Below are 23,279 nucleotides of genomic sequence, written 5' to 3'. Positions count from 1 at the left end.
TGTGCAAACATCCCCGCCTGGTCTGAGCATAGCGCATAGCCGCCAGCCAGCGCCGCAGCGCCGGCCGCTTTACCCCGTCGAGCTGTCGCCAGGCGCGTTTCTGTCCAGGGCTTCGAGTGTCAGTTGCAACAGCACCGCATGCTCACGCTGCTGATTACGAATGTGCAGCCGCTCGATCTGCGCTTCTCGGTTGCCCAGCGCCACCAGCCGCTCCAGTTCATCATGCATGTCCTGCGGCACTTGCAGGCGAGCAGGGAAGCTTTCCCGCAGATAGTCCTGCCAGAAGCGTTGCCTGGAAAGGTATTCAGCCACGCCGTCGCGGGTCTGCGCTGCCAGCACGAAGGCACGCGCCGAGCGAATATCAGTGTCCTGCAACCGGGCAATACCGGTATACAACATCGCCCCGGGCTGGGCGGGCAAATCCAGGGCCGTCCGCAAGGCAACACGGTAAGCCAGGGCGAATTCGAGCGACTCACTGCCAGCCCCCAACCGGCGGGCATGTTCTGCAGCGAACTGGTCGAGCAATGCCAAACGCCACAACCGCCCGCCGAGCCACAACAAGCCCTGCTCCGGCGGGCGCCCACCCTGCTGGCGGCGCGTACGCCAGATCATCAAGCGCACTTCCAGGTCAGCGAAGCGCGCAGTGGCGTTGTCCTGGCAATCTGTGGACGCGGCATGCCCGAACAGCTCCAGCCGCAGGGCATCGTCTTCATTCATTGCTTCGAACATTTCCAGCACCCGGGCAGCCAGCGCACAGGCGGTAGAGGCATACTTGAACGCGCCGGAGGTGGTCAGCACGGACAGCGTCTTGAAAAAGTCGTCCGATACTTCTTCGGCCTCCAGATGAACCCACAACGCGGCCATTTCATCGCGATGCTCCGCCGCCACCAGGTCCAGATAACGGAACCGGTACGGCACGCGACTCGCCTCTAGCCAATGCCAGCTGGAAGACGCCTGCGATGCAGCCGCCAGCAGGTTACCGGACAGTTCAACCCGGCCAGCACGCCACAGTCGCGACTGATGCAGCTGGGCAGGCAGCGCTGAAATACTGTTATCACTGAGGTCCAGCGTGTGCAGTTGCGGTGCGTCCAGCGTGCCGTAGGGAAACTCCGGCAATTGCGTGCGTGACAAGTGCAAGGCGTTGAGCTCGGTCATGGCGAACACGGAAAATGCCCTGCGCAACGGGTTGTCCGACAGGTTCAGGTAGACCAGGGACCGGCAACCGGCCAGGATCAGCGCCTGGCTTTCGTCGAGCGCGATTCGGTTGCCGGACAGGTCGAGCACCTCCAGCCTTTGTACCAGCATCTGGGGCAGCGGTAAGCGCCTGAGCCGACAGTTGGTGATTTCCAGGTTGCGCAAGTTGGGAAACGCCTGCAGGAAATCGTCGGGCACTTGCTCCAGACGCATGGCGCGTAGGGCCAGTATGGACACGTGCGCGAAACTCACTTGCGCTGGCAAGCGGGGCAGTTGACGCAAACGGCTGCGCGTCTGGGTCAGCATGAAGCGCCCCTGCACAGCCCCCTGTTCCTGCAACTCGGGAACGAGCAAGCGCCAGCAGTCGAGCAAGCCCTTTCTGAACTCGCGTCTGGCCGTCAGTTCAGGGGTGGCAAAAGCATTGAAAACCCATCTGTCCAGGTGCGTGTTGAGCTGTCGATATTGCGCCTCCAGGTCGTTCAACCTGGCCTGTGCATCGGCTGACGCCAACCATTGGCCGACCTGTTCATCGCTGAAAGCCGGGTACAGGTCGCGCAGGCGCGCTTGCAGCGCCCGTGGCCTGAGCCGCCCGAGCCCAGCCCAGAACCTGCCGCCGGCCATGGGGTAGCCAATGCGGCCGTCAGCGAGCCGCAGGGGTGCCAGAAAGGCCCCGCGTCGCTGGCCCATGCCAAGGGCGGCCACCACGGCTGGCCGTTGGCTGAACGCAACCTCTGCCAACGCCTCACGCAGGGCGGGTGCGAACACAGCAGGCTGCCTGTTGGCCGCTCGTGCTTCGGCGTCATAAGCCGCCGCCAGTGTTTCGAACAGCTCCCCGGCAGCACCGGCATTGGGCTGGGCACGGTCGTGCAAGCGAAACACACCATGCTGGTGCAGCAGATCGAAGGTTGGCCCCACGCCTTCGATCGTCAGCAGCGGCTCGCTGGCCTCACCGTCGAACAAGCGCCAGCCAGGCCCACCGGCCCCCGGCACACGCCCCAGCAGGTTCAGCACAACCCGCGCCAGGTCGAGATTCTGCGGGGTATCGATGCGCAGCGCCTCAAAGACCCGCGCGGTTCGAATCCGCGTAACCTGCAGCCTTGCCGCCTCGGCCATGAACAGCGGCACGCGCCCGGTCTCTTGCAGGCACTGCAGGTCGTCCTCGCTGGCATTGCGCATCACTTCCCTGGCCGCCAGGCGGTGCAGGCTGGCGAAGGCCCGTTGCAACGGGCAAGGGGTTGGCGTGCCGGTGTTGTGCTCCTCGTACATGGCTTGCAGCAGCTCGCGGCGCCCGGCCCAGGCCACTTCAGCCAGCGCGCGCGCGTGCCTGCCTGCAGCCTGGGGAAGGCTCAGCACCCGCGCCAGCAATTGCTGATCGGCGGTGGCGACACCTTCGCGCAGTTGACTGACCAACGTGTGGATCCGCCCGGCGAACAACAGCCGCTGCACCGTGTCAGCCAGCGCTGCCTCAGGTGCTCGGCCATACACATGCCATGCCCGCAAGTGCTGGTCGTCCAGCCCGTGAATCGCCAGCGCCTGGTCGATCTGCTGGTCATCGAGGTCGCTGTAGGGCTTGCCCAGGCGGCGGAACAGCTGGCGCGCGTCTTCCCATTCGGCGGGCTGCTCGCACCACAGCCGCCACGCACCGGCGCCATTGTGGCGGAGCAATGGGGCATAGCCCTGGTAAGGGAGCAACTGCCATTGTTCATCGTCCGTGCGCCACGCCACTTCATACCAGTGATCGTCCATGCTGATCCAGCAGCGATCGGCCAGGCGATACACCCCCTGCTCGTCCGGCACTGCGGTAGCCGGCGGGGTGCCACAACGGTAGGGTGCAAGGTCGGTGTTCCACAGTTTTTCCTCGCCACCTGGCAGCTGCGCCGGCACCAGTGGGTCCACCATGCTCCAGGCACGTCGCGCCGCCGCGACAACAGCAACGGTTGCACCGACTGCCAACAACCCTTTGCCCACATTCAGCAGGTGGGCCAGCGCAGCATTGCGTTCGTTCTGTTGCCAGTCACTGACCGCCTGGAAGCTTTGCTCAAGCAGTTCCCAGGCCATCACACCCAGCATCACCGCGCCAATTGCAGGCACGAAAAGCCCTGCGATGCCGAGCAGGGTTCGCCCTTCAGCCTGTAAACGGCGAGCATGCTCGGCCTGAGCCTCGCGATCGAGCATCGCCACTGGCGGGGCGATGATTGCCGCGTCATCCTTGACCTGCGCTACCCAGTCATCGGCCAGGCTTTCGAACAGCGGTAAACCATAGGCATGCGTCTGTTCATCAAGGCTGCGGGTCGCCCAGTGGGTGACATCGTCGAGCCGCTCACCCACAGCAGAGAAAAACCGCTGGCTGTCGCGACGGCGCACGAAGCGGCTGAAGAAACGCCGGTAGTCGTTCTTGCGCAAACGCTTGCCAAGCACCCGGCGGGCGTAGTGTTCCAGGTCGTTGCACACGCTCCAGGGGCCTGAGGGGTCGCCAGGCACATACACCAGGACGTACTTGCTGGTGTTGTAGAGCGTCCCCTCGGCAATGACATCCAGCACCACAATCTGCTGCATGCGGCAACCAAACAGCTCCAGCCGGCGGACGCTGACCGGCGACCCCGCGAGGGTGCCAAGCGTGTCATGCATGCACAGTTGCACCACCCAGTGCAGCTGGGCCGCGCTCAACACGCCCTGTGCGCTGGCTGCAAGCGCATCGGCCAGCATGCCATAGCGTTGGCGGCGAACCAGCAGCTCGCGCACGCTTGGTTGAAAAACACTCGCCAGGTGCGCCTGGTACTGCTGGCCAAGGTCCAGCGTGCGGCACAGCCTGACGAAAGCCGTTGCCGATAGCTCAGTACGCGTGGCGCCCAGCGTATCGACCAGGCAATTTTTGCGGGGCTGATCATGCTGCTCGGCCTCGGTGAAGTTGCCCAGCGCTGCCTCCAGCAGCGGCGTATCGTAGTAATCGCTGTCGGCGACCGGAAGCCGACCGGTCACATAACTGATGGTCGGCGACGTGAAGTAATACCATTGCCGCAGGCACACGCGGTCGACATCCAGGGTGCCAAACCGGGCCAGCGCCTGCTGCAGCAAAGGCTGGCTGAAGTCATCCAGGTTGCGCACCTGTGCCAGGGCTTGCGCCAGCCCTTCCCGGCACGCCAGCAACTGCGACAGTGCCTGGCTCAGCAGCCGGTAGTCGGCCACCGTCAGCTTCGCCATCCAGGCCGGCAGCCGCTGTGCAATGTAATGGTCCTGGCATGCTTGCGCGATGGCAAGCGCGTCGACCGCATTCGAAGGTGAAGTGGATTTGCCCTGCATCTGTGCCTCCGCGATGGCGTTGAGGCTAGAGTTTGGGCAGGTTCAGGGCACGCCGACGGCTAGCTATCTACTACCCGTTCAGAACAGCAGCAGTTGATGGTCGATCAGCCGCGCGAAGTCGTCGCCGACAAAAGGCAGGATGGCATCAGCCACCGGCTGCAACTGCCGGCTGATGTAATGATCATGGTCGATGGGGGCTTGCAGGTTTTCCAGCGGCTCTGGGCCTGCGGTGGTGATCACATAGCTGATCCAGCCGCCGCGCTGGTACTGCAGCGGGCGGCCCAGGCGCTTGTTGTAGTCGTCGGCCAGGCGTGCGGCGCGCACATGGGGCGGCACGTTGCGCTGATAGTCGGCCAGTGGCCGCCGCAAGCGCTTGCGATAGACCAGCAGCTCGTCGTTTTCACCCGCCAGCGTGCGCTGTACATAGTCACACAGGTAATCACGGTACGGCTCACCACGAAACACGCGTGCGTAGAGTTCCTGCTGAAACTGCCGAGCCAGCGGTGACCAGTCGGTGCGCACCGATTCCAGGCCCTTGAACACCATTTCTTCAGTGCCATCAGGCCGCTGCCTGAGCCCGGCATAACGTTTCTTGCTGCCCTCGTCGGTACCACGGATGGTGGGCATCAGGAAACGCCGGTAATGCACCTCGAACTGAAGTTCGAGGGCGCAGTCCAGGTTCATGCTTTCGCGCAGGTGTGTTTGCCACCATTGGTTGACCCCGGCCACCAGCTCGCGACCGATGCGCACCGCGTCTTCCTCGACATGGGCGCCCTTGAGCCAGACGAAGGTGGAGTCGGTATCGCCATAGATCACGTCGAACCCCCGGGCCTCGATCAGCGCCCGGGTCTGGTGCATGATCTGGTGCCCACGCAAAGTGATGGACGAGGCCAGCCGGGGGTCGAAGAAGCGGCAACCGCTGGAACCCAGCACACCGTAGAACGCGTTCATGATGATCTTCAGTGCCTGGGACAACGGCGAGTTACCCTCGCGTTTGGCCGCCTCCCTGCCCTGCCACACACGCTCGACGATGGCTGGCAGGCAATGCTGGCTGCGGGAAAACCGCCCGCCACGAAAACCCTCCACCGAGTGGTCATCGTCAGGACGGTGCAAGCCTTCCACCAGGCCCACCGGGTCGATCAGGAAGGTACGAATGATTGAGGGGTACAGGCTTTTGTAATCCAGGACCAGCACCGAGTCGTACAAACCAGGGCGCGAGTCCATCACGAAGCCGCCGGGGCTGGCTTCGTCCGGGCGGCTGCCCAGGTTGGGCGCCACGTACCCCAGGCGGTGCATATGCGGTATGTACAAATGGCAAAACGCGGCGACCGACCCGCCGCTGCGGTCCACCGCCAGGCCGGTAACCGATGAGCGCTCCAGCAGGAACTCAAGCAGGCGGGTGTGGGCGAAGATCCGCGTCACCAGTTCACAGTCCTTCAGGTTGTATCGCGCCAGGGCCGGTTTGTCTTCGGCGAAGCGCCGGTTGATTTCGTCCATGCGCTGGTAGGGTGTGTCGATGGCTTTGCCTTCGCCGAGCAGCGTCTGGGCGACGTTTTCGAGGCTGAACGACGGGAAACTCCAGGTAGCCGAGCGCAGCGCCTCGATGCCATCGATCAACAACCGCCCCGGGGCGTCGGCGAATACGTGGCCACCGCCGCCCTGGCTTCGCAAGGTCATGGCTGCGCCTCTACGCCCCAAGGCAAGCGCTACCTGCAACGCCTTGGCGTGCTCATGCAGCACGCGCAGGTCGAACTGGATCAGGTTCCAGCCAATGATCGCGTCGGGGTCGTGCCGCGCCATCCACCGGTTCAGGCACACCAGCAGCTCGGCGCGGTCGGCGCAGTAGTGCAGATCGAAGTCCACCCCCGCTGGATCGCCGTTGGGTTTGCCTAGCATGTACACCTGACGCTGGCCACAGCCCTCCAGGGCGATGCTGTACAACTCCCCACGTTCGCTGGTTTCGATGTCCAGCGACACCAGGCGCAGCGGTGGGCGGTAACCTGCCAGCGGCTTGAGCTGAGCTTCGCAGAGCACGCCCTGTGCATCAGGCTTGCCGGTGAACTGCACGGGGGCGGTGATGAAGCGCTCCATCAGGTAGCGTTCCGGTGGGCGTATGTCGGCTTCGAAAACCTCGATGCCGGCGTTGCGCAGGCGTTGCTCCAGTTGCATCAGTTGCCGGTGCTGGCGGCAATACAGCCCCATGACCGGGCGCTGGTCAAAGTCCTTCAACTGCAAGGGCTTGAGTTGTACACCTGGCTCTTTGGCCAACAACACCCGGGCGTGTTCAGCCTGGGCCAGCGGGATGAAAGCCACCGAGTCCTGCGGGGCAAGGCGCAATTGCCGGGGCCCCTGATCGGTAGCCAGCCAGAACTCCACGCAGGTCCCTTCGGGCGTGTCATGCCAATGCCGGGTCAGGACGAAGCCCTGCTGCAATTCCACCGCATCTACCTCTGAAGCGTATGATAAGGCGCCGATTCTACCGCTACCGGCACTGCCAGCGGTGGCTGGGCTGCCCCTGCAGGCGCAACCCAGCCCATGCAGCCCGTCACTGGAACCGGTACGCCAAGCCCGCCCCCGCATACCATGAGCGCCCAGGCGCGGCCTCGTAGTAGCGCCCGTTGCTGTCGCCGACGATCACCGACCCCACATATTGCCGGTCGAACAGGTTGTCCAGGCGCACCAGCTGGTGGAATGTCCACGGGCCGACATGCTGCTCGAAGCGCGTACGCCAGTTGAACACGGCATAGGCCGGCGCCGCCTTGGCAGTGTTGCTGTCGTCGACATACACCTTGCTGCGGTACTGCCCTTCCAGGCCCATGCTGACCGCCGCCACCGGCTTCCATAGCAGCTCGCCATACAGGTTGTCCTGGGGCACACCTGGCAGGCGGTTGCCACGTGCAATGGTCTGGCTGACGTTTGCGGCATAGCGCGCATCGGTGCGGGTATACACCACACTTGCCTGCCACTGGTCGCTCCAATCCTGCTGCAGGCGGGCCTCGAAGCCACGCCGGAGGGTACGCCCAGCATTGCGATAGCTGGTTCGGCCGTCCGTCGCACGGTCCACGACAATTTCGTCGTCGGTATGGATCTCATAAACGGCGGCATCCAGCCGCGTGCGCTCGCTCAGCCGGTACTTAAGGCCCGTTTCATACTGCATGCTGGTGGCAGGCTTGAGCCCGAAGTTGAAGCCTTCGTCCGCGCCCGGTGCATAGGCCATCTCGGCCTGCGTGGGGGTTTCGAAGCCTTTGCCGACACTCACGTAACCACGCAGATCAGGGGTGAAGGCGTACATCACAGACAGTGAAGGGGTAGCTTGCTGATACCGTTTGGAGCCGCTGGCGTCACCGTTGGCCAGGTAATGGTCATCGACACGCATGTCCATGCTGCTGTAGCGCAGCCCCAGCTCGCTGGTCCAGTTACCGATTTCCCAGTGCGCCTGCAGGTAAGGGTCCAGGCTGGTGGCGGTGTCCTGCTCGTCACGTCGCAACTCGCCTTTCACACCCAGCTGGTCAGCGCTGAAGTTCTGGTAGCCACGGCGGTCATCCTTGCTCTGGTCGTAATCGGCGCCAAGGGTCAGGGTAAGATTGCCGGGCACCTGGGCAACCGGCTGGATCCAGCGCAGCGTACCGCCCTGGAACTGCCGATCGAAGTCGACCACACCACCCCCGCGCTGGCTGTTCGAGACCACCGTCTTGGGGATGGACAGGTACTGCACCACCCGGCGCTGCCCGGCGTACAGGTTCAGCTGCAACGTGGCGTCACCCACGTAGCGCTCATAGTTCATGCCCAACTGCTGGTGGTCGATGCTCTTGCGCGTGTCATAGGTTTGCGCCACTGCCGCGCTGGAGCGCGGGTCGTGCTTGTAGGCTTCCCAGGTCTGCCCTAGTGGGTCCTGGGTGCCGTTCTGTTCCAGGCTGCTGTAGATCAGCGCCAGGCGCGATTCGCTATCCGGCTTGAAATGGACCTTGGCGAAGGTCTGGTCACGGCGCGCCGCGCTGTGGTCACGGTAGCCGTCGGTGTCCATGCGCGACGCATCCAGCAGGAAACCGGCCGTGTCGTTACCGCCCTCGGCGGACAGGTGGTTCTTGTTGAAACCGTCGCTGCCGAAGGTGGTTTCGGCACCTACCTGGGCAGGGCCCTGGCCGTCGCGGCTGAACATCTGGATAACCCCACCGGCGTTGCTGCCGTACAGGGTAGCGGCCGGGCCGCGCAACACCTCGATGCGCTCGGCCACATCCAGGTTGAGCGTGGCCGCTTGCCCTTGACCGTCGGGAGTACTGGCCGGGATCCCATCGCTGATCAGCTTGATGCCCCGCACCCCGAAGGCCGAGCGGGCGCCGTAGCCTCGCGAAGAAACCTGCAGATCCTGGGCGTAGTTTTGGCGGTTCTGCACCACCAGCCCTGGCACCTTGCTCAGCACTTCCGACAGGTTGACGCCCAACTGGCCGTCAGTGCCACGGGACAAGTCGATGGTATCGACCGAGAACGGCAGGTCGAACGTACGGGTGGGCAGGTAGGCACCGCTCACCACCAGCGGCTCGATCACCACGGCAGTGGGTGCATCGGCCCAGGCATGGTCAAGCGCACTAAAGTCGCCTGCAATCAGCAGGACCAGCCCTGTAGAGGTAGGAAAACGAGAAAGAAATCGATACATGCGCAGCTTCCGAAAATGGCCGCCATTACACCAGACCCGCATCGACAGTGCGAACCCTCTGGCCAGCCTCGCCGGATTTTCCCTGACAAGCTGTTGCGAAATTGCTTACGCTGAAATACTGTACGCACATACAGCAAAACAAGGATATTCCTGTGTCCAGCACCGCCTCCGCTACCCCAAGCAGCTACGTTCAGCTGGGTGTTCGCATCCAGAAGATCATCAACAGCCCCACCGCCCAACGCAGCCGCGCGGCGCTGATCTTCCGCCTGGAACAGGAAAGCCCGGACGACTGGGAAACCTTGCTCGAGGAAATCGCCGAGAACGACAACGTCACCCTCGCCCACCGTGATGATGGCGGCGTGCAGATTTTCTGGACGGTGCCGAAGGAAGACTGACCACGCGTGGGCGTTGCCACTTCAGGTACGTTTCAGGAGGCGTAGGGCCATTCGTCCGTTGAACTGTACGCATCCCGGAGCATGGCGGTCTTTCAAGAACACCAGCCAGGGGCAATCCTCTTATGCAACAGCAACTTTCAATTTTCTCCATGGCCGTGAGCTGCAGCCTCTTGTGGGCCTGCTCTACCCCCGAAACCAGATCGCCAGTGGAAACACCCGGCAGACCCGAATCAGCAATGACTCAACTGCTGGAAGCCGGCGCAGCAACGCTGCAATCCAAGCCGCCGATCGAGGCGATCAACGCCTACCTGGATGGCTTTCACTTCTACAACGGCCACCCCGATGTCCAGATGGAGGCACATCATTACTGCAGTATCCTCAACGAAGATGTCATCCAGTGCGTCATTTTCGATGGTAATGACAAGGCAGCGAAGATCATGGGCGTCGAGTACATCATCGATGAGGCGCTGTTTGCGGGGCTGCCGGCCAAGGAAAAGGCCATGTGGCACAGCCACGGGTATGAGGTCTCGTCTGGCCAGTTGATCGCTCCCGGCATCCCTGCAGCCGCGGAGCACGCCCTGATGAAACGACTGGCCCATACCTATGGGAAAACATGGCACACCTGGCATACCGATCAAGACAAAGCTCTACCGGTGGGCGTTCCGCAACTGATGATGGGTTTCACTGCCGACGGCCAGGCGAACGCGACGATGGTCCGACAGCGAAATGGGCGTTTGGGGGTGGATACGGCAACGACCAAAGCTCAGCGCGCCGATATCCGCATCCCCAAAGCGGATCCCCAAGCGGATGGCTGGCAACACGGCAACGTCATCCAACTCACCGACCCCACAGGTGCTCATCTGCATCGATCTGCAACACCGACGCCACCAGGCAGCAATAGCCGCTCGAGCAAATAACTGTTTGCGTGGTTTGGACGCAGCGTTGATTGGGCGACCGAACTGGCGGGTGGTCAACCGTTGCCTTTGCGCTAAGCCACCCGTTTGACGCCATGGCCCTTATCCGTGGCCAATCCCCTTGCCCGACTGATGCCCCAGGCCAACGCTCGGGTCATTGATTCACCGGGGCGAGCTTCGAAAGCTTCTTCATGCAGCGCCATTCCCGATGCTGCGTACACCCCGATGAACAGCTGCGTCTGGCCTGTGCGCGAGAGCCTGACCTGAATATCTAGGCTGGTGCCGTTGTCGAGCTGCTCGTCATGGGTGCGATGATGAAGCACTGGATCGGCCCAATTCCAAAAAACATCACCACGAATACGCATGCCGCCCTCCTACGACTTTAGTCTTATATGGGACTTTAACCATAGCAAAGCGGGACGGCAGTTCAATGTCAGAGGTATGACTAATGAAGGGTATCGGACAACTGGCCCATGGTCCGATACCCTTTTTTCCTAGACAGGTTCCCTGACATATTGTCCTGACGCTTGAAAGCACGAATCACTGCAGGATGTTGCCGACCAAACCCGCACGCACTGACCCGGGCGGTAACGCCATGGGTAGGTCATTAGGCAGCACCGCCCCCACGCCGAACACACTTATGGCCATTTTTACTCGAAGGGCGCGCCGCGCGAGGCGCGAGTCGGCCTCAAAGCCGGCCAACGCAATTTTCATCGAACGTTCGAATCCTGATTCGGCTGGGATCTTGTCCTCTCTTCGTAACGCGTTCATGGAACACTCCCTTTATTCGCCTTTGCCGTTGACCAGACCCGATCCGAGGTCTGCACCTGTGACTGGGTCGCTGGCGGGATCGGACGCCGTTCGCAGTTTCATGGCCTCCAGTGCCGCAAGGTCGGAAGCGGACAGGTCCACCGAGGCGCTGCCATCGCCACCGTCCACGGCAGCCGAAGGATTCTCGACATACTCCCATTCTTCCCCTTCATTCCAGGGGCCCCTCACGTTCGGCTCGCCGGACATGTTGAAATAGGTGTTAGTGAACTCCGGCATTCCCGGAAGCTTGCCCTGAGGGAAGTTGGGCTGAATGGCGTGCAACGCTTTCTCGAAAGAAAGCTGGTGAGCGATTTCGCGAGTCATCAAGAACCCCAGCGCCTCTTTCACACCAGGATCATCCGTCACGTTCATCAGGCGCTCGTATACAATCTTGGCCCGTGCTTCAGCGGCGATATTGGAGCGGAAGTCCGCAGTAGGTTCGCCGATGGTGTCCACATAAGCGGCACTCCATGGGACCCCCGCCGAATTGGTGAGCGGAGCGCCGGCACCGTATAGGATGCTGGTGATATGTGAATCATTACCCGCGCCATTAATCGCTCTGTACAGCGCCCCTTCTTCTTCGACGCCTTCAGCAAGCCGGCCTTTGGCACCTTTGTTGAGCATCACGATGATGGAACCGACAATCTCCAGGTGGCTTAATTCTTCGGTCGCGATATCCATGAGCAGGTCTTTGCGGCCTGGATCCTCTTCAGCCAGCGCCTGGGTGAAGTAGCGGCTGGCTGCGGCCAGTTCGCCCTGGGCGCCGCCGAATTGCTCCAGTAGCAAATTTGCCAAGCCTGGATTGGGCTGTGCAACACGCACCGTGTATTGAAGTCGTTTGTTATGGATAAACATAGGAAATCTCCAACGGTTAACCAGGACGCAAAGACGTCCTGTGTCAATCGTGTGAGTTGCAATGCTTGGCGCCGGTGCGACCTCGCGTACCCTTGGCAAGACGAATGGCGCTATTGGCAAAGTTCAGAAATTCAGTTTGAACCCTGGTAGGCAAATTATCAGTGCCCTTCAATTGAGTGCCTGCAGATAAGCGCTGGCTTCCTGATAGCGGGCGAGCCGCGCCCTGTCAGCGGGGCCTGGGCAGGGGATACGCGAAAGATCGCTATTGTCGGCCAGGTCAGCCAGTTTGACCGTGCGCGCCAGCGGGTCGTCGCCCAGGCGAACGACAAAGTCCTGATAAGCTTCACCCTCACGCCGGCTGAGCGGCAGCAGGGCTGCCAGAATCTTCAGCGCGAAGCCCTCCTTCGCCAGGTCGGAGAGGGTCAGCGGGGTATCCTCGATCACATCGTGAAGCACCGCAACAATGCGCTGTTCCGGTGTGGCAACCCGCAGCATCACGCGTAGCGGGTGAAGGATATACGCCGCCCCACCTTTGTCGTATTGCCCTTCATGCGCCCTGGCGGCCACGGCTATGGCCCGCTCCAGTGTCGACATCCGGCGCCCCCCATTTCAGCCTCTCCCTACCCAAGCATAGCCAATGCTGCGCGGAAGGTGCCTATCATGCGCCATGGGGAGCGTTAGCCGCGCAGGGGTCAGCGCGCTGCGCCGTGCTGGATGACCACCGAGTCGGTGCCCAGTTTGGCCATGACTTCGTCGCGGCGGGCCTGCGCCTCTTCGCGAGTAGGGAACGGCCCCATCAGCACCACCGGCTTGCCATTGCGGTATTCCACCGACGACGGGATGCCCTTTTCGATCAAGCGGGCCGTCATGTCGCTGAGCGCGCCCATGTTGGCGCCCTGCACCACCTCGACATCCCAGCCTTCGGGTGCCGGCTGGTCGGCCAGCGCTTCGGCACGACGCTGCAGGTCGGCACCGCCGCACAGTTCGCGGATACGCAGGTTGTTGCCGGTTTCGTCCACGATAATGTCGTACTGGCCATCGCGTTTGAACGCCACGTAGCTGCGGTAGGCCTCATACTGCCCGGCATCGTCCTTGCCACGGACCTGGCCGCAGATGGTGCCCTGGGTGTCGATCCGCACGTTGCCGAACTTGGCCGTCTTGGGGTTGTGCAAGTGTTCAGCCACCTGCTTGTGCACGCCCTCGACCTCGTTCTCACAGCCCGCCAGGGCGAGCACTGCCATTACAACAGCCAGTTTACGCACGCGTGTACCTCCAGTTTTGAAGGGGCGGATTCTAGCATGCTGCGCGCGGGCCGAACCGTGACCAAAGGTTACAGGCTGCTTCACGCGCACATGCAAAAAGAGCGATCATTGCTGATCGCCCTTTCTGGAATTTGGTAGGCACAATTGGACTCGAACCAACGACCCCCACCATGTCAAGGTGGTGCTCTAACCAACTGAGCTATGTGCCTGTCGTGTGGTGCGCATCTTAGTGATCAAGTGCCCACCTGTAAAGCGTTTTTTTCAGAAAAATCAAAAACTTTCGCAGTTTCCAGGTGTTGCAGCCAAGCGCCGGAAAACCTAATGAAAAAATGGGTGACCCTTGCGGATCACCCCTTCTTCGATTTGGTAGGCACAATTGGACTCGAACCAACGACCCCCACCATGTCAAGGTGGTGCTCTAACCAACTGAGCTATGTGCCTGTCGTGTGGTGCGCATTCTACGCAATTGAAAAACCCTGTCAACACTTTTTTTCACGCTAAGCTACTGAATCTAAACCTCTTTATAGAGAAGGGTCGCTTGCGACCGTGTAAGGGATTTTCAACAGACGACTAGCGGGTGTTTATTATTATTGATAGCATCGCTACATTCGTTAAAAATATAAAACACGAGGTTCCTGCAGCATGGCTAACACCCCCTACCCCCAGTCCTACTACGCCGCCTCGGCCAACCCGGTGCCGCCACGTCCGGCGCTGCAGGGTGAGGTGGAAACCGACGTATGCATCATCGGCGCCGGCTACACCGGCCTATCCAGCGCCCTGTTCCTGCTGGAAAACGGCTTCAAGGTGAGCATCGTCGAAGCCGCCAAGGTCGGCTTCGGTGCCTCGGGCCGCAACGGTGGCCAGATCGTCAACAGCTACAGCCGCGACATCGACGTGATCGAACGCACCGTGGGCCCTAAACAGGCCCAGCTGCTGGGCCACATGGCCTTCGAAGGTGGGCGTATCATTCGTGAGCGCGTGGCCAAGTACAACATCCAGTGCGACCTGAAGGACGGCGGCGTTTTCGCCGCGCTCACCAGCAAGCAGATGGGCCACCTGGAATCGCAAAAGCGCCTTTGGGAGCGTTTCGGCCACAACCAACTGGAGCTGATGGACCAGAAGCGCATCCGCGAGGTGGTGGCGTGCGACAGCTACGTCGGCGGCATGCTCGACATGAGCGGCGGTCACATCCACCCGCTGAACCTGGCGCTGGGCGAAGCTGCAGCGGTCGAGTCGCTGGGCGGCATTATCTATGAGCAAACCCCGGCCGTGCGCATCGAGCGCGGCGCCAACCCCGTGGTGCATACCCCACAGGGCAAGGTCCGCGCCAAGTTCATCATCGTCGCTGGCAACGCCTACCTGGGCAACCTGGTGCCCGAGCTGGCCGCCAAATCCATGCCATGCGGCACCCAGGTGATCACCACCGAACCCCTTGGCGAAGAGCTGGCGCGCACCCTGCTGCCGCAGGACTACTGCGTCGAGGATTGCAACTACCTGCTCGACTATTACCGCCTGACCAGCGACAAGCGCCTGATCTTCGGCGGTGGCGTGGTGTACGGCGCACGTGACCCGGCCAACATCGAAGCGATCATCCGCCCGAAGATGCTCAAGGCCTTCCCGCAACTGAAGAACGTAAAAATCGACTACGCCTGGACCGGCAACTTCCTGCTGACCCTGTCGCGCCTGCCACAGGTAGGTCGCATCGGCGACAACATCTATTACTCCCAGGGGTGCTCGGGCCACGGCGTGACCTATACCCACCTGGCGGGCAAGGTGCTGGCCGAAGCCCTGCGCGGCCAGGCCGAGCGTTTCGACGCTTTTGCCGGCCTGCCGCACTACCCGTTCCCAGGCGGCCAGATGCTGCGCGTGCCGTTCAGCGCTATCGGTGCTTGGTACTACAGCCTGCGCGATCGCCTGGGCTTCTGATGTAAACAGGCCTGGCCTCCTCGCGGCTGAACCCGCTCCTCCATGGCGCAGTGCGGTGCGCACACGCTCTGTGGAGGGCCGGGTCTACCCGCGAAACGCCATGCTGGGAACGATCATTTGTTCAGGCTGTTCACCGCCTGCTTCGCCGCGATTTCCTGCCCCGCCCGCGACAACTCTTCGGCCGCCTGCAACCAGCGTTGCCTATCCACTTCAGCCGGCAATTGCCGTGGCGGTTGCACCAGCACTGCCCAACTGCCCAGCTCGGCCCACGCCGAAGCAAACGCGTCGAATGCCATCATGTGCCGGCGGTGCATGCCCGAGCGCAGCAGTACCCGCTGCTTGTAGCGGTCATACCCGATCAGCACCGCATAACGCGGCTCGCCCCACCAGGGCGAACCGTCTTCGTAGCGCAAAAGGACCGGGTTGCCCGCCGCCACTTGGGTCAACAGCGCATCCAGTTGCTTGTCCAGGCGATACACCACCATGCCGTAGTCCCGCGCCACGCGAGGGATGGCGGTGTCCAAAGCATCGGCACCCTGTGGCAGGTTCAGGGGCTTGTCCAGCAGCCCCGGGGTAATCGGCGCCCCCTGTTGCGACAACACTGCCGCCAGGGCCATGGCGCCGCTATGGTTGGCGTTGCCCCGGTAGAACGGCACGCTGCTGATTTCGACCCGTTGCGGCAGGCCTTTTAGATTGGCAGGCGGCGCACTGGCACAGCCTGCCAGGCTGGCTGCCACGATGAAAGCCGCCAGCAGCCTACGCCGGGCGCTCTTGAAGGAAGATTGCTGCATGGACACTCGCTTGTTCCAACGCCGGGCAGGCAGCGCCCAGCTCTGGCCACTGATCATAGGTCCGACGACGGCGCGGGTATAGTCCGACAGCGGCTTGGAGCGAATCGGACTCAGAGATAGACCTTTGTTCGATGGAACGTCCCAGGCGAAAGGCTAGACTAAAGCAGTGTCTGGAACGCAAACGCCGGTCAATCTGGCGTTTGCCGCAGCGATGGAGGCACAGATGAGCCTGACCCTGGCAATCCTCATGCTGGTCGGCATGTGGCTGAGCGTCGCAGCCGCCATGCTATGGGGTGTACTACGTATCGTGCGGCGTCATGCACAGCACAATCAACAACCGCCGCAGGCGCCGGCCAAAACTCGGCACGTACCGCGAGCACGGCGGCCTGCGGGCGTGCACTGATCGCGAAGCATTCAGCAGCCAAACGGGGCGCAACGCGCCCCGCTGCCCCCCTCAATGCTCAGCCGCCTCACGCTTGAGCCGCGCCCTGCGTGCGAGAATGTTGAGGACCTCGATCGCGGTGGAAAACGCCATCGCCGCGTACACGTAGCCTTTGGGCACATGGGCACCGAACCCTTCGGCAATCAACGTCATACCGATCATGATCAGGAAGCCCAGGGCCAGCATCACGACGGTCGGGTTGTCGTTGATGAAATTGGCCAGCGGGTCGGCAGCGACCATCATCACGATCACGGCAGTGATCACGGCGATGATCATGATCGGCAGGTGCTCGGTCATGCCCACGGCGGTGATGATGCTGTCTACCGAGAACACGATATCCAGCAGCAGGATCTGGAAGATCGCCGCGGCGAAGCCCAGGGTCACCGTGGAACCCACCTTGGCTTCTTCCTTGGCACCGTGCGGGTCGACGTTTTCGTGAATTTCCTTGGTCGCCTTCCACAACAGGAACAGGCCACCCGCAATCAGGATCATGTCTTTCCACGAGAACGCGTTGCCGAACACTTCGAACACCGGGTCGGTCAGCTGGACGATCCAGGCCACTGTGCTGAGCAACGCCAGGCGCATGATCAGGGCCATGCTGATGCCGATGCGCCGCGCTTTGGAGCGGTACGCCACCGGCAACTTGTTGGTCAGGATCGAGATGAAGATCAGGTTGTCGATGCCCAGTACGATTTCCATGGCCACCAGCGTAGCCAGGGCAATCCAGGCGGTAGGGCTAGCGGCGAGTTCCAGCAGATATTCCATTGTTCACATCCTGCAACGGCGGTTGGGGTCAGATTTCCTGGCTTTTTTCGTTCTTTTCAGCTTGCACGGGCTTCTGCCCTTCACTGCCAATGGCTTCGCTCAGCGCCTGCTGGGCGGCCTTGTTGGTGTCGTCGATGGCCTGCTTGGCCGACTGCGCGGCCTGATCGAGCATCTGCTGGGCGGACTTTTCGGCCTGGTCGCAACCAGCCAGGGCGAACAGTGCCAGGGCCAGTACCAGCGGCGTGCCGATGGATTTCAAGTGCAGCATGGGTTCCTCGCTTGTGGTGACTTCAGCAGCGCACGAGGCGCCTGATAGCGAAGGAGTCTAGACAAGCCAATACATCAGGAAAATTCGTATTTTCACCGGTTATACTTCGGGTTTTTCGAATCGGGAAAACAGCGTGCTCAACTATCGCCAGTTGCACTACTTCTGGGCAGTGGCCAAGACCGGCAGCATCGCCCGCGCCAGCGAACAGCTGAACCTCACCCCGCAAACTATCAGTGGGCAGATCAGCCTGTTCGAACACACCTACGGCCTGGAGTTGTTCCAGCGTGTGGGGCGGCAGTTGGAGCTGACCGAAACCGGCCGCCAGACGCTGACCTATGCCGAACAGATGTTCCAGCTTGGTGGCGAACTGGAGGCCATGCTGCGCGCCGGGCCACAGGAGCAAATCCTGTTCCGCGTGGGCGTAGCCGATGTGGTTCCCAAGTCGATCGTCTATCGCCTGCTGGCACCGACCATGGAGCTGGAGGACGTGCTGCGTATCAATTGCCGCGAAGACAAGCTTGAACGGCTGCTCGGCGACCTGGCCATCCAGCGCCTTGACCTGGTGATTTCAGACAGCCCCATGCCCAACAACTTGGATATCAAGGGCTACAGCCAGAAGCTTGGCGAATGCGGCCTGAGTTTTTTCGCCACCCCTGCATTGGCCAAGCGCTACCCGGGGGCCTTTCCTGCGTGCTTGCAGGATGCCCCTTTGCTCATTCCCGGCCAGGAAACCGTGGTGCGCAGCCGTTTGCTGCGCTGGCTGGGCGAGCAGCAGGTACAGCCCCGCATTGTCGGCGAGTTCGACGACAGTGCGTTGATGCAGGCCTTCGGCCAGTCGGGCAGCGGCATCTTCGTTGCACCCAGTGTGATCGCCGAGGAAGTGTGCCGACAGTACGGCGTGCAACTGGTCGGGCAGACCGAGGCAGTGCATGAGTCGTTCTATGCCATTTCGGTGGAGCGCAAGGTCAAGCACCCGGGGATCGTGGCGATTACCGAGGGGGCACGGCGAGAGCTGTTCCACTGGTGACCGGGCTGGTTCACGGCCTCGCCTGCATTCGCTTGCGGGGCGGCACTGGCCGCGAAACGTGCCGGGCCGCCCGGCAAGGCTCTGTGCTAAAGTCCCGCCCTTTACAGAATCCGAGATAACGCTGCACATGACCTCTGTTTTCCGCCTCCTCAACCGTACCAGCCTGGTGACGCAGATCGTCATCGGCTTGCTCGCCGGTATCGCCCTGGCCCTGCTGGCCCCCAGCGCGGCCGGCGACCTGGCCTTCCTCGGCAAGGTTTTCGTCAGTGCCCTCAAGGCAGTGGCGCCTGTACTGGTGTTCATTCTGGTCATGGCTTCGATCGCCAACCACCGGCATGGCCAGGAAACCCACATTCGCCCGATCCTGTGGCTCTACCTGCTGGGCACCTTCGCCGCGGCATTGGTGGCCGTGATCGCCAGCATGCTGTTCCCTTCGCCATTGGTGCTCGCCACCGGCGAAGCCACGCTCAGCGCACCGGGCGGTATTGCCGAGGTCCTGCAGAACCTGTTGCTCAGCGCGGTCGACAATCCGGTCAACGCGTTGCTCAACGCCAACTTCATCGGCGTGCTGACCTGGGCCGTGGGCCTGGGCGTGGCCTTGCGCAATGCGGGCGACACCACGCGCACCGTGGTCGAGGACCTGTCCAACGGTGTCACCCTGATCGTGCGGGTAGTCATCCGCTTTGCCCCGCTGGGCATCTTCGGCCTGGTCAGCGGGACCTTGGCCCAATCCGGTCTGAACGCCTTGCTCGGCTACCTGCACCTGCTGGCAGTGCTGATCGGCAGCATGCTGTTCGTGGCGCTGGTGATGAACCCGCTGATCGTGTACTGGAAAATCCGCCGCAACCCGTTCCCGCTGACCTTGCTGTGCCTGCGCGAAAGCGGCATCACCGCGTTCTTCACCCGTAGTTCGGCGGCCAATATCCCGGTCAACCTAGCGCTGTCAGAGCGCCTTGGGCTGCATGAGGACACCTATTCGGTGTCGATCCCGCTGGGTGCGACCATCAACATGGCCGGTGCGGCGATCACCATCACCGTGCTGACGCTGGCCGCAGTGCATACATTGGGGATTGCGGTCGACCTGCCGACAGCGTTGTTGCTCAGCGTGGTGGCAGCCGTCTGTGCGTGCGGTGCCTCCGGCGTGGCAGGGGGGTCGCTGCTGCTGATTCCGCTGGCGTGCAGCCTGTTCGGCATCCCCAGCGAAATTGCCATGCAGGTGGTTGCGGTGGGCTTCATCATCGGGGTGCTGCAGGATTCGGCGGAAACCGCGCTGAACTCCTCCACCGATGTGCTGTTCACGGCCGCGGCGTGCCTGGCTGAAGAGCGGCGTAGCGCCTGATCTTCTTCGGGCTGCTGGCCGGAGCGGGTTCACCCGCTCTCACCAGCAGCCGCAATTGCCTTACACGACGGCATTACCTACCCTAGTGGCCTTTCCCCAGTAATGAGACAGGGCCATGTCAGACTACGAAACCGCCGGTGAAGGCCGCTTGAGCAGCACCGAGATCCGTGTCCTCGGCGCGTTGATCGAAAAGCAGGCCACCAGCCCGGAGAGCTACCCGCTGACCCTCAACGCCCTGGTCCTGGCCTGCAACCAGAAGACCAGCCGCGAGCCCGTCATGAACCTTACCCCAGGCCAGGTCGGCCAGGCCCTGCGCAACCTTGAAGCGCAGGGCATGACCCGCCTGCAGATGGGCAGCCGCGCCGATCGCTGGGAGCAGCGGGTGGACAAGGCCCTGGAGCTGGTACCGGCGCAACTGGTGCTGATGGGCCTGATGTTCCTGCGCGGCCCGCAGACCCTCAACGAACTGCTGACCCGCAGCAACCGCCTGCATGATTTCGACGACACCGAGCAGATCCAGCACCAGCTGGAGCGCCTGATCTCGCGCGACCTGGCCTTGCACCTGCCACGCCAGGCGGGCCAGCGCGAAGACCGTTATACCCATGCGTTGGGCGACCCGGCGCAGATCGAGGCGATTCTTGCTGCACGTCAGCAGGAGGGCGGCCAGCGCAGCAGTGGCAGCAGCGTGTCGCAGGAGCGTATCGAAGCGCTTGAAGCCCGCATCGCAGCGCTGGAAGCGCGCCTGGCAGACCTGGAAGGCTAGGCGGTCACGGCTCGGGGTCGGGGAAGTTGCGGCAGCTTTTGCGCTCGGCCAGCTCCCGGTCGCTGGGGCGCTGGTCGACGAATACGGTGCGACCGTCGGCGTAGATTTCCAGGTAACCCCAATGCAGGTCCTGCTCCTTCTGGCCGGGCTTGGGCGGGACTAGCCACCAGGGTTCGCGGCTGATCAGCGTCATGATACGGCTTCCTGAGGGTGGATGCCGTAAGCATAGACAGCCTGGGGTTGATGCCTGCGAGTGCTGGCCCTTTGGCGGCTAAAGCCGCTTGTGACCACCGGCGCAGCCGGTGCCAGACACCGCGTCGCCTGCTTCGCGGGCAAGCCCGCTCCCACAATGAATCGCGCAGGCTTTTCAAAATTTGAGAAAGACAGTTGCTCCGCCTTCGGTGCGACTCAATGCGATGCTCAGGGCTCGCGAGCCTTGGCTGGATCTGGTGTTGCCTCAGCCGAAGAGGGTGTAGATCAACAGCCAAAATGCAGGACTCGAAGATCACACGATTCCTGTGGGAGCGGGCGTGCCCGCGAACACCGGCGCAGCCGGTGCCAGACACCGCGTCGCCTGCTTCGCGGGCAAGCCCGCTCCCACAATGGATCGCGCAGGCTTTTCAAAATTTGAGAAAGACAGTTGCTCCGCCTTCGGTGCGACTCAATGCGATGCTCAGGGCTCGCGAGCCTTGGCTGGATCTGGTGTTGCCTCAGCCGAAGAGGGTGTAGATCAACAGCCAAAATGCAGGACTCGAAGATCACACGATTCCTGTGGGAGCGGGCGTGCCCGCGAACACCGGCGCAGCCGGTGCCAGACACCGCGTCGCCTGCTTCGCGGGCAAGCCCGCTCCCACTATGAATCGCGCAGGCTTTTCAAAATTTGAGAAAGACAGCGCTCCGCCTTCGAAGACAGGGCCAGCCCAGGCTTACGCCGGCGCCGACGTCCGGATCAGGTGGTCGAAGGCCGCCAGCGAAGCCTTGGCCCCCTCACCCACCGCAATCACGATCTGCTTATATGGCACGGTGGTCACGTCCCCCGCAGCGAACACCCCTGGAATGCTGGTCTGGCCTTTGGCATCGACAATGATCTCGCCGCGCGGTGACAGTTCGACGGTACCTTTGAGCCAATCGGTGTTCGGCAACAGGCCAATCTGCACGAAAATGCCTTCCAGCGCGACTTCATGCTGCTCGTCCGTGGCGCGATCCTTGTAGCGCAGGCCAGTGACTTTCTCGCCGTTGCCAAGCACCTCGGTAGTCAGTGCGCTGGTGATCACTTTCACGTTAGGCAAACTGTGCAGTTTGCGCTGCAACACCGCGTCGGCGCGCAGTTGGCTGTCGAATTCGATCAGCGTCACCTGGGCAACGATACCGGCCAGGTCAATGGCGGCCTCAACACCCGAGTTGCCACCGCCAATCACCGCCACGCGCTTGCCTTTGAACAATGGGCCGTCGCAGTGCGGGCAGTAGGCCACGCCACGCGCGCGGTACTCCTGTTCACCCGGCACGTTCATTTCACGCCAGCGGGCACCGGTGGCCAGGATCACGGTCTTGGCCTTGAGCGATGCGCCGCCCGCCAGCCGCACTTCATGCAAGCCGCCGTCGGTGGCCGGAATCAGCGCTTCGCCGCGCTGCAGGTTCATGATGTCGACGTCGTACTGCTTGACGTGCTCTTCGAGTGCAGTGGCCAGTTTTGGGCCTTCGGTTTCCTGCACCGAAATGAAGTTCTCGATGGCCAGGGTGTCGAGTACCTGGCCACCGAAGCGCTCGGCAGCCACGCCGGTACGAATGCCCTTGCGCGCTGCGTAGATGGCAGCCGCCGCGCCAGCCGGGCCACCGCCCACAACCAGCACATCGAAAGCGTCCTTGGCGTTGATTTTCTCGGCCTGGCGCGCACCGGCGCTGGTGTCGATCTTGCCGAGGATTTCCTCCAAGCCCATGCGCCCCTGGCCAAACAACTCACCGTTCAGGTAGATGCTGGGTACTGCCATGATCTTGCGCGCTTCCACTTCAGCCTGGAACAGCGCGCCGTCGATGGCAACGTGGCGCACGTTGGGGTTGAGCACGGCCATCAGGTTCAAGGCCTGGACCACGTCCGGGCAGTTCTGGCATGACAGCGAGAAATAGGTCTCGAAGGTGAACTCGCCCTCCAATGCCTGGATCTGCTCGATCACTTCGGCACTGGCCTTGGAAGGGTGGCCGCCGACTTGCAGCAGTGCCAACACCAGCGAGGTGAATTCGTGGCCCATGGGGATGCCGGCAAAGCGCAGGCTGATGCCTTTGCCATCGGCGCCAGCACCCGGGCGGCTCAACGAGAACGATGGGCGACGCGCATCGGTGCCGTCCGCGCTGAGGGTAATGAGTGTGGACAAGCTGGCGATCTCTACCAGCAGGTCATGCAATTCACGGGACTTCGCACCGTCGTCGAGGGAGGCAACGATCTCGATCGGCTGGGTGACCCGCTCCAGGTAGGTTTTCAGTTGCGATTTAAGCGTGGCGTCCAACATACGGGCGATTCCTTTTTCAGTACTCGGATACAAAAACGCCCAGGCGAGGTCGCCCGGGCGTTTGACGGGG

20 protein-coding genes and 2 tRNA genes are annotated in these 23,279 nt (G+C 62.3%); 7 read left to right on the top strand and 15 right to left on the bottom strand.

The genetic code is table 11. The features are described 5' to 3' along the window. Positions 1 to 69 precede the first annotated feature (69 nt). From GEV39_RS09470 to GEV39_RS09460, 3 genes are all read right to left on the bottom strand, one after another. A complete protein-coding gene (locus GEV39_RS09470) occupies positions 70 to 4,494 on the bottom strand; it encodes an NEL-type E3 ubiquitin ligase domain-containing protein (RefSeq protein ID WP_173888483.1) in 4,425 nt (1,474 codons plus the stop codon). 78 nt (positions 4,495 to 4,572) lie between these two features. After that, positions 4,573 to 6,933, bottom strand: coding sequence for a DNA polymerase II (locus GEV39_RS09465; protein ID WP_173888481.1), 2,361 nt, complete (start codon positions 6,931 to 6,933; stop codon positions 4,573 to 4,575). A gap of 106 nt (positions 6,934 to 7,039) precedes the next feature. Next, the gene (locus GEV39_RS09460) at positions 7,040 to 9,148 is read right to left on the bottom strand and encodes a TonB-dependent receptor family protein (protein WP_173888479.1); all 2,109 of its coding nucleotides are present in this window, start codon (positions 9,146 to 9,148) and stop codon (positions 7,040 to 7,042) included. Positions 9,149 to 9,300: 152 nt separating this feature from the next. Between GEV39_RS09460 and GEV39_RS09455 the strand changes: the two genes are divergently transcribed. Together GEV39_RS09455 and GEV39_RS09450 are read left to right on the top strand one after the other, a co-directional pair. Next, complete coding sequence (locus GEV39_RS09455; RefSeq protein WP_054905228.1) at positions 9,301 to 9,543, top strand: DUF1654 domain-containing protein; 243 nt, start codon at positions 9,301 to 9,303, stop codon at positions 9,541 to 9,543. Positions 9,544 to 9,788: 245 nt separating this feature from the next. Continuing rightward, entirely contained in the window at positions 9,789 to 10,460 is a 672-nt protein-coding gene (locus GEV39_RS09450; protein ID WP_249414356.1) for an OBAP family protein, read from the top strand. 71 nt (positions 10,461 to 10,531) lie between these two features. Here the strand turns inward: GEV39_RS09450 and GEV39_RS09445 are convergent, their stop codons facing one another. The 7 genes from GEV39_RS09445 to GEV39_RS09415 all read right to left on the bottom strand — a co-directional run bounded on the left by GEV39_RS09445 (position 10,532) and on the right by GEV39_RS09415 (position 13,825). Next, entirely contained in the window at positions 10,532 to 10,822 is a 291-nt protein-coding gene (locus GEV39_RS09445; protein ID WP_173888476.1) for a hypothetical protein, read from the bottom strand. Positions 10,823 to 10,997: 175 nt separating this feature from the next. Then, positions 10,998 to 11,228, bottom strand: a complete 231-nt coding sequence (locus GEV39_RS09440) for a hypothetical protein (protein ID WP_173888474.1) — start codon at positions 11,226 to 11,228, stop codon at positions 10,998 to 11,000. A 12-nt stretch (positions 11,229 to 11,240) separates the two neighbouring features. Beyond that, positions 11,241 to 12,122 (bottom strand): manganese catalase family protein, encoded by an 882-nt coding sequence (locus GEV39_RS09435; RefSeq protein ID WP_173888472.1) that lies wholly within the window; start codon positions 12,120 to 12,122, stop codon positions 11,241 to 11,243. Positions 12,123 to 12,290: 168 nt separating this feature from the next. Then, on the bottom strand, positions 12,291 to 12,716 hold the full coding sequence (locus tag GEV39_RS09430) for a GTP pyrophosphokinase (RefSeq protein WP_173888470.1): 426 nt from the start codon (positions 12,714 to 12,716) through the stop codon (positions 12,291 to 12,293). Between the two features lie 98 nt (positions 12,717 to 12,814). After that, positions 12,815 to 13,384 (bottom strand): SPOR domain-containing protein, encoded by a 570-nt coding sequence (locus GEV39_RS09425; protein WP_173888468.1) that lies wholly within the window; start codon positions 13,382 to 13,384, stop codon positions 12,815 to 12,817. A 132-nt stretch (positions 13,385 to 13,516) separates the two neighbouring features. Beyond that, positions 13,517 to 13,593 (bottom strand) — tRNA-Val (locus tag GEV39_RS09420). A gap of 155 nt (positions 13,594 to 13,748) precedes the next feature. Continuing rightward, a tRNA-Val gene (locus tag GEV39_RS09415) sits at positions 13,749 to 13,825 on the bottom strand. A gap of 201 nt (positions 13,826 to 14,026) precedes the next feature. Between GEV39_RS09415 and GEV39_RS09410 the strand changes: the two genes are divergently transcribed. Continuing rightward, on the top strand, positions 14,027 to 15,310 hold the full coding sequence (locus GEV39_RS09410) for an NAD(P)/FAD-dependent oxidoreductase (RefSeq protein ID WP_009682777.1): 1,284 nt from the start codon (positions 14,027 to 14,029) through the stop codon (positions 15,308 to 15,310). Between the two features lie 113 nt (positions 15,311 to 15,423). On the opposite strand, the gene GEV39_RS09405 is transcribed toward GEV39_RS09410, so the two are convergent. Continuing rightward, a complete protein-coding gene (locus tag GEV39_RS09405; protein ID WP_173888466.1) occupies positions 15,424 to 16,158 on the bottom strand; it encodes a peptidase C39 family protein in 735 nt (244 codons plus the stop codon). 166 nt (positions 16,159 to 16,324) lie between these two features. On the opposite strand from GEV39_RS09405, the gene GEV39_RS09400 reads away from it, so the two are divergent. Next, on the top strand, positions 16,325 to 16,504 hold the full coding sequence (locus GEV39_RS09400) for a hypothetical protein (protein WP_173888464.1): 180 nt from the start codon (positions 16,325 to 16,327) through the stop codon (positions 16,502 to 16,504). Positions 16,505 to 16,555: 51 nt separating this feature from the next. Here the strand turns inward: GEV39_RS09400 and GEV39_RS09395 are convergent, their stop codons facing one another. Together GEV39_RS09395 and GEV39_RS09390 are read right to left on the bottom strand one after the other, a co-directional pair. Further along, complete coding sequence (locus GEV39_RS09395; RefSeq protein ID WP_054905234.1) at positions 16,556 to 17,308, bottom strand: TerC family protein; 753 nt, start codon at positions 17,306 to 17,308, stop codon at positions 16,556 to 16,558. 28 nt (positions 17,309 to 17,336) lie between these two features. Continuing rightward, positions 17,337 to 17,576: a hypothetical protein gene (locus GEV39_RS09390; RefSeq protein WP_054905235.1), complete on the bottom strand. Its 240-nt coding sequence runs from the start codon at positions 17,574 to 17,576 to the stop codon at positions 17,337 to 17,339. 133 nt (positions 17,577 to 17,709) lie between these two features. Between GEV39_RS09390 and nhaR the strand changes: the two genes are divergently transcribed. The 3 genes from nhaR (at position 17,710) to GEV39_RS09375 (ending at position 20,705) form a co-directional block, all read left to right on the top strand. After that, a complete protein-coding gene (gene nhaR, locus GEV39_RS09385; protein WP_173888463.1) occupies positions 17,710 to 18,603 on the top strand; it encodes a transcriptional activator NhaR in 894 nt (297 codons plus the stop codon). Positions 18,604 to 18,730: 127 nt separating this feature from the next. Beyond that, positions 18,731 to 19,942, top strand: coding sequence for a serine/threonine transporter SstT (gene sstT / locus GEV39_RS09380; RefSeq protein ID WP_173888461.1), 1,212 nt, complete (start codon positions 18,731 to 18,733; stop codon positions 19,940 to 19,942). Positions 19,943 to 20,057: 115 nt separating this feature from the next. Beyond that, positions 20,058 to 20,705, top strand: a complete 648-nt coding sequence (locus GEV39_RS09375) for a YceH family protein (RefSeq protein WP_173888459.1) — start codon at positions 20,058 to 20,060, stop codon at positions 20,703 to 20,705. A 4-nt stretch (positions 20,706 to 20,709) separates the two neighbouring features. Here GEV39_RS09375 and GEV39_RS09370 read toward each other — a convergent pair whose 3' ends face one another. Both GEV39_RS09370 and ahpF read right to left on the bottom strand, forming a co-directional pair. Beyond that, positions 20,710 to 20,898 (bottom strand): hypothetical protein, encoded by a 189-nt coding sequence (locus GEV39_RS09370; RefSeq protein ID WP_041166543.1) that lies wholly within the window; start codon positions 20,896 to 20,898, stop codon positions 20,710 to 20,712. A gap of 733 nt (positions 20,899 to 21,631) precedes the next feature. Beyond that, positions 21,632 to 23,209: an alkyl hydroperoxide reductase subunit F gene (gene ahpF / locus GEV39_RS09365; RefSeq protein ID WP_173888457.1), complete on the bottom strand. Its 1,578-nt coding sequence runs from the start codon at positions 23,207 to 23,209 to the stop codon at positions 21,632 to 21,634. Positions 23,210 to 23,279: the final 70 nt, after the last annotated feature.

The sequence above is a fragment of the Pseudomonas sp. NY5710 genome, assembly GCF_013305665.1.
Lineage (GTDB): Bacteria > Pseudomonadota > Gammaproteobacteria > Pseudomonadales > Pseudomonadaceae > Aquipseudomonas > Aquipseudomonas juntendi.
The sequence above is the reverse complement of the archived record's forward strand: the minus strand, read 5'-3'. Positions and strand labels throughout refer to the sequence as shown.

Bases quoted from the DNA above. Each gene is read 5' to 3' on its own strand.
- GEV39_RS09400 (WP_173888464.1), top strand. From the start codon at position 16,325: ATGAGCCTGACCCTGGCAATCCTCATGCTGGTCGGCATGTGGCTGAGC.
- GEV39_RS09435 (WP_173888472.1), bottom strand. From the start codon at position 12,122: ATGTTTATCCATAACAAACGACTTCAATACACGGTGCGTGTTGCACAG.
- GEV39_RS09375 (WP_173888459.1), top strand. From the start codon at position 20,058: ATGTCAGACTACGAAACCGCCGGTGAAGGCCGCTTGAGCAGCACCGAG.
- GEV39_RS09445 (WP_173888476.1), bottom strand. From the start codon at position 10,822: ATGCGTATTCGTGGTGATGTTTTTTGGAATTGGGCCGATCCAGTGCTT.
- GEV39_RS09370 (WP_041166543.1), bottom strand. From the start codon at position 20,898: ATGACGCTGATCAGCCGCGAACCCTGGTGGCTAGTCCCGCCCAAGCCC.
- GEV39_RS09395 (WP_054905234.1), bottom strand. From the start codon at position 17,308: ATGGAATATCTGCTGGAACTCGCCGCTAGCCCTACCGCCTGGATTGCC.
- GEV39_RS09405 (WP_173888466.1), bottom strand. From the start codon at position 16,158: ATGATCAGTGGCCAGAGCTGGGCGCTGCCTGCCCGGCGTTGGAACAAG.
- GEV39_RS09430 (WP_173888470.1), bottom strand. From the start codon at position 12,716: ATGTCGACACTGGAGCGGGCCATAGCCGTGGCCGCCAGGGCGCATGAA.
- GEV39_RS09390 (WP_054905235.1), bottom strand. From the start codon at position 17,576: ATGCTGCACTTGAAATCCATCGGCACGCCGCTGGTACTGGCCCTGGCA.
- GEV39_RS09470 (WP_173888483.1), bottom strand. From the start codon at position 4,494: ATGCAGGGCAAATCCACTTCACCTTCGAATGCGGTCGACGCGCTTGCC.
- GEV39_RS09440 (WP_173888474.1), bottom strand. From the start codon at position 11,228: ATGAACGCGTTACGAAGAGAGGACAAGATCCCAGCCGAATCAGGATTC.
- GEV39_RS09460 (WP_173888479.1), bottom strand. From the start codon at position 9,148: ATGTATCGATTTCTTTCTCGTTTTCCTACCTCTACAGGGCTGGTCCTG.
- sstT (WP_173888461.1), top strand. From the start codon at position 18,731: ATGACCTCTGTTTTCCGCCTCCTCAACCGTACCAGCCTGGTGACGCAG.
- GEV39_RS09410 (WP_009682777.1), top strand. From the start codon at position 14,027: ATGGCTAACACCCCCTACCCCCAGTCCTACTACGCCGCCTCGGCCAAC.
- ahpF (WP_173888457.1), bottom strand. From the start codon at position 23,209: ATGTTGGACGCCACGCTTAAATCGCAACTGAAAACCTACCTGGAGCGG.